The organism is Limosilactobacillus coleohominis (assembly GCF_016901675.1).
Lineage (GTDB): Bacteria > Bacillota > Bacilli > Lactobacillales > Lactobacillaceae > Limosilactobacillus > Limosilactobacillus intestinavium.
Window position 1 is genome coordinate 1 of the sequence record NZ_JACJKU010000107.1, and the last position, 3,559, is coordinate 3,559.

The window sequence follows — 3,559 nt, forward strand, 5'->3', positions numbered from 1 at the left end:
ATAGGCCATCCATTTTCTCAAAATATTTTATTTATCAAAAAGATCCATTCATAAATTTAACCAAATTCCGAATGGATCTTTTCATTTTAGGGACTTATGTCACAGCCCCGTTTTTTTGTCTATAAATGGATGGGAGATGAGAATATGAACATAGAACAAGCAATGATTAACGGTAATGAGCGTGCATTAATTTCTGAGATGACTGTCGCTCAATACTCTCTAGAAGAGATTCATGAAGTGTTGCGATTACTACATGAACTCACAAAAAAAGAACCTGCAAAGCAGGCTCTAGATCACATTTGTTGTTAGTGAGTAGTTTGAATTATGTCTAACACAATAAAGAATAATACTGGTACCAATAAGGCCGGGAGCATATCGACGGTCTTAAACTGCCGGATTTTCAGTAGAGAGAATCCCGCAGCGATGATCAAAAATCCACCTACAATAGATTCCTCAGTGATAAAGATTGGTGAGAAAAAGCTCGCTGATAGGAATTTCGCAATTAGGTAGATTAAGAATAGCCAGATGAAGATGATGGGAGTTTCTAATAACATTCCCCAACCGAAACCAGCACCAAAAATAATGGCACATACTAGGGTGAACATGGCATTAGTAAACAACATGGTCTGGTTGCCGCTGGTAGCAGCATATACCGGACCGAGAATTGCTAAGGCACCAATACAGTCAAGAAAACTGGCGGTTGCGATTCCTTCTCCAACTTTGGTTGTAAAGTGATAATTTAACCAACTGTTAGAACGGTCATCAAGTCGTAAATAAGTACCAATTGGAAAACCAATGGCCATACTGATAATAAAGAGGATTGGGTAATGACTCTTGGGAAGGTTTGACACTATAGTTTGTGTGCCAACACCTAACGCTGCAAATCCCAAGACCATCCACAGTGCTTCTTTATATCGGTCAGTTAAGAAGTGCTTTACGACCACCCCAATTGCTGTTCCAACAACAACCGCAAGGGCATTAGCAATAATTCCAATCATATTCAAATTCTCCATTCGTGCTGAGACTTGTACTATTTTACAAGAGGATCCATAAAAAGGCAAAGTAAAATTTATAAAATATTGACATATTTGGTGTAAATTAGCTAAAATTTAGTAGACATATGTAAATGTTTTCATGGAGGTCATGAATATGATGCAACAGGTATACCAGGTAACTACGACTGGCCAAGTGGTAATTAGCCAGGTTGATGGTAACGACTTAAAGTTCAGTAATGGTGGAGTCGATGGGGAGTTTCAATGTGACTGATATTGACCCGGTTCCAGAATTATTTGATCAAGTCGGGGAATTGCCAACTGGTCAGTATGTAGTTAAAGGAATTCCAATTGGCAAGGATGCTCATGAGATTAAATTGGATGGACACTACCTCGTCTATGGCAACCAAGAAGACGGCAATGTCATGATTGTAAAGCGCTGATTACCATTTTGCACTTTGCGATTGAGAATGCTAAAACAAAAATATAGCAGGGAGCTGGCTACTCTCGTCGCTAATATTATTCACTAATGAAATGGGGAAGCTAAAATGGCAAAACACAATGCATCAACTGCACAAGAATACAATCAAAAAGGGGTTAAGCTTGCTTCAACTGGGAATTTCACAGAAGCTTTGAAGCAATTTAACAATGCAATTAGTTTGAGTTATAGTCCACTCTATTTTGGTAACCGTGCAATGGTTCAATTTGCTGGGATGCCAACTGCTGGTGAAGACAGCAACCACACGATGGATATTAAAACATCTTGGGCAGCAGATGATTTTATGATTGCGGCACTGTTACTATTTGAACGGTATAGTGAGGTCAACGCTGAAAATCCCATTACAGAAGGTCAAGCTGCTCAATGGGGTGCCGGCATCATGACTTACTTGTATGGTGCTGGTTGCATGATGTTTATTGAAAATAACTCCTTGGTTAAGCCAACTAGTGAAGACTACTATGCTGTGGATTACTACAAGAACTACATGGTTGCCTTTGTTGGTGATAAGAAGCCTTCTGAAACTTTCAATGCCTGGATTGATATGGATAAGGCGTTCATTACTTTCTTAGGTAAGATGGCTGAAAATGACAAGGATAAGCAACCGGTATACGATCAAATGACCAATGTATTGTTGAACTATGCACGCAAGTTATCTGATTCAGAATATTTGAATGGGATTCGCGAGGATGACAAACAAGTCTTAGGTCATGGTAACCGGGTTGATGAACTGCGAGTTATGGACCGGACCTTATTCGGTGAAAAGCACAAGGATGACGAATTATTCTTTGATGCGAAGTAAAGCAACTTTATCTTGAAATAAATAAGGGGCGTAGTGACGTGTACCCAAAAAGTTGGAAGTTGAATATTCTGGCTTAATAATTGAATAAATATTTTTCTAGGCAACTAGATACTGCTCATACTGAAGCGGTGTTTGGTTTCCTTGTTTTGTTTGAATGCGTCGTTCATTACAGAAGTGAAGCCACTCTTCAACCGCTTGTTTTAATTCATCTTGATTACGATAACGTGTATCGGCACCGATTTCCGCTTTCAATTTACTAAAGACTGTTTCGCAAGCGGCGTTATCTAAGCATGTTGCCCGATGGGACATACTTTGTCTGATCTTTCCTTTGCGTAACAGTTTGCGCCAAGCACGATGTTGGTAATGCCATCCTTGATCAGTATGTAAAGTGAGTTGATAGCCAGTTTGTGGTAGTTGTTTAAGTAATTCTTATAGTGGTGTTAAAGCAAACCGCAGGTTTGGATGTTCACTGATTGCCCAATTAAGGACTTGTTTAGTTGCCATATCTTTGATGATTTCCAAATAGATTTTCTTTCCATTTCTCGCCTTGAATTCGGTAATATCACAGACCATTTTCTGGTACTTCCGATCACTCATAAAGCGACGATTGAGCTTATTCTTATCTTTCTTACCATTAGGGCTTTTAGATGAGTCGTACTTACGAACTCGTTGATTATATTTAGTACACTTGAGTCCCATTTCATGCATTAAACGCTGAATACGTTTATGGTTAGGAACTTGTTTACCAATTAACCGGTAATAATCGCGAACTTGTGAACTTAACCGGCGCACCCCGTATTCGACTTCATAGTAGTTAAAGAGTCCTTTGATTACTGATTTGAGTTCTTCTTCGTCCTCATCAGGATGTTCAAACTTGACCTGCCAATATTGATAAGTCGACATCGAAATCGGAAGCGCATCAATCAGGTCCTTTAACCGGTACTTTGCCGTGAGCTCATAGATTACTTCCGCGAGTTCTTGTTTGGATGCTTCCTCAAGGCTGCCAATTTTTTTGAGGCGTCGAGTTGTATCTTTAACAATAAGTTTTCTCCTTGTAGGGCTTAATTCTGTTTTGAAGCTGACGAAGCTGTTCTTCTTGGCTCTTGTCGTGATGGTTCACCATGCTTAGATTTCCTTCCTTGGCGTAACCCTAAAAGGGTCTGCGGCCCTCGCTTATTATAAAGGCATTCCCATTGATAAACCGAACCAGGAGAACGGTAACCAAAGTGAATACAAGTTTCGGGAATTGACGCCAAATTTTCTTGTTTC

At 39.6% G+C, this 3,559-nt stretch carries 4 protein-coding genes and 1 pseudogene; 3 read left to right on the plus strand and 2 right to left on the minus strand.

Annotation, left to right across the window (positions count from 1 at the left end; all coding sequences use genetic code 11):
• The first annotated feature begins 144 nt into the window (after positions 1–144).
• Complete coding sequence (locus tag H5975_RS07610) at positions 145–309, plus strand: hypothetical protein (protein WP_204785539.1); 165 nt, start codon at positions 145–147, stop codon at positions 307–309.
• On the opposite strand, the gene H5975_RS07615 is transcribed toward H5975_RS07610, so the two are convergent.
• Entirely contained in the window at positions 306–998 is a 693-nt protein-coding gene (locus H5975_RS07615; protein WP_204785540.1) for a DUF554 domain-containing protein, read from the minus strand. The genes H5975_RS07610 and H5975_RS07615 overlap by 4 nt on opposite strands.
• Before the next feature lie 260 nt (positions 999–1,258).
• Between H5975_RS07615 and H5975_RS08805 the strand changes: the two genes are divergently transcribed.
• On the plus strand, positions 1,259–1,435 hold the full coding sequence (locus H5975_RS08805; RefSeq protein ID WP_239459538.1) for a hypothetical protein: 177 nt from the start codon (positions 1,259–1,261) through the stop codon (positions 1,433–1,435).
• Between the two features lie 105 nt (positions 1,436–1,540).
• Positions 1,541–2,290 carry a hypothetical protein gene (locus H5975_RS07625; RefSeq protein WP_204785541.1) on the plus strand — a complete coding sequence of 250 codons (750 nt, stop codon included), beginning with the start codon at positions 1,541–1,543 and terminating at the stop codon, positions 2,288–2,290.
• 96 nt (positions 2,291–2,386) lie between these two features.
• On the opposite strand, the pseudogene H5975_RS09135 reads toward H5975_RS07625, so the two are convergent.
• Positions 2,387–3,559 (minus strand): annotated as a pseudogene (locus tag H5975_RS09135) (IS3 family transposase); the annotation flags it as partial.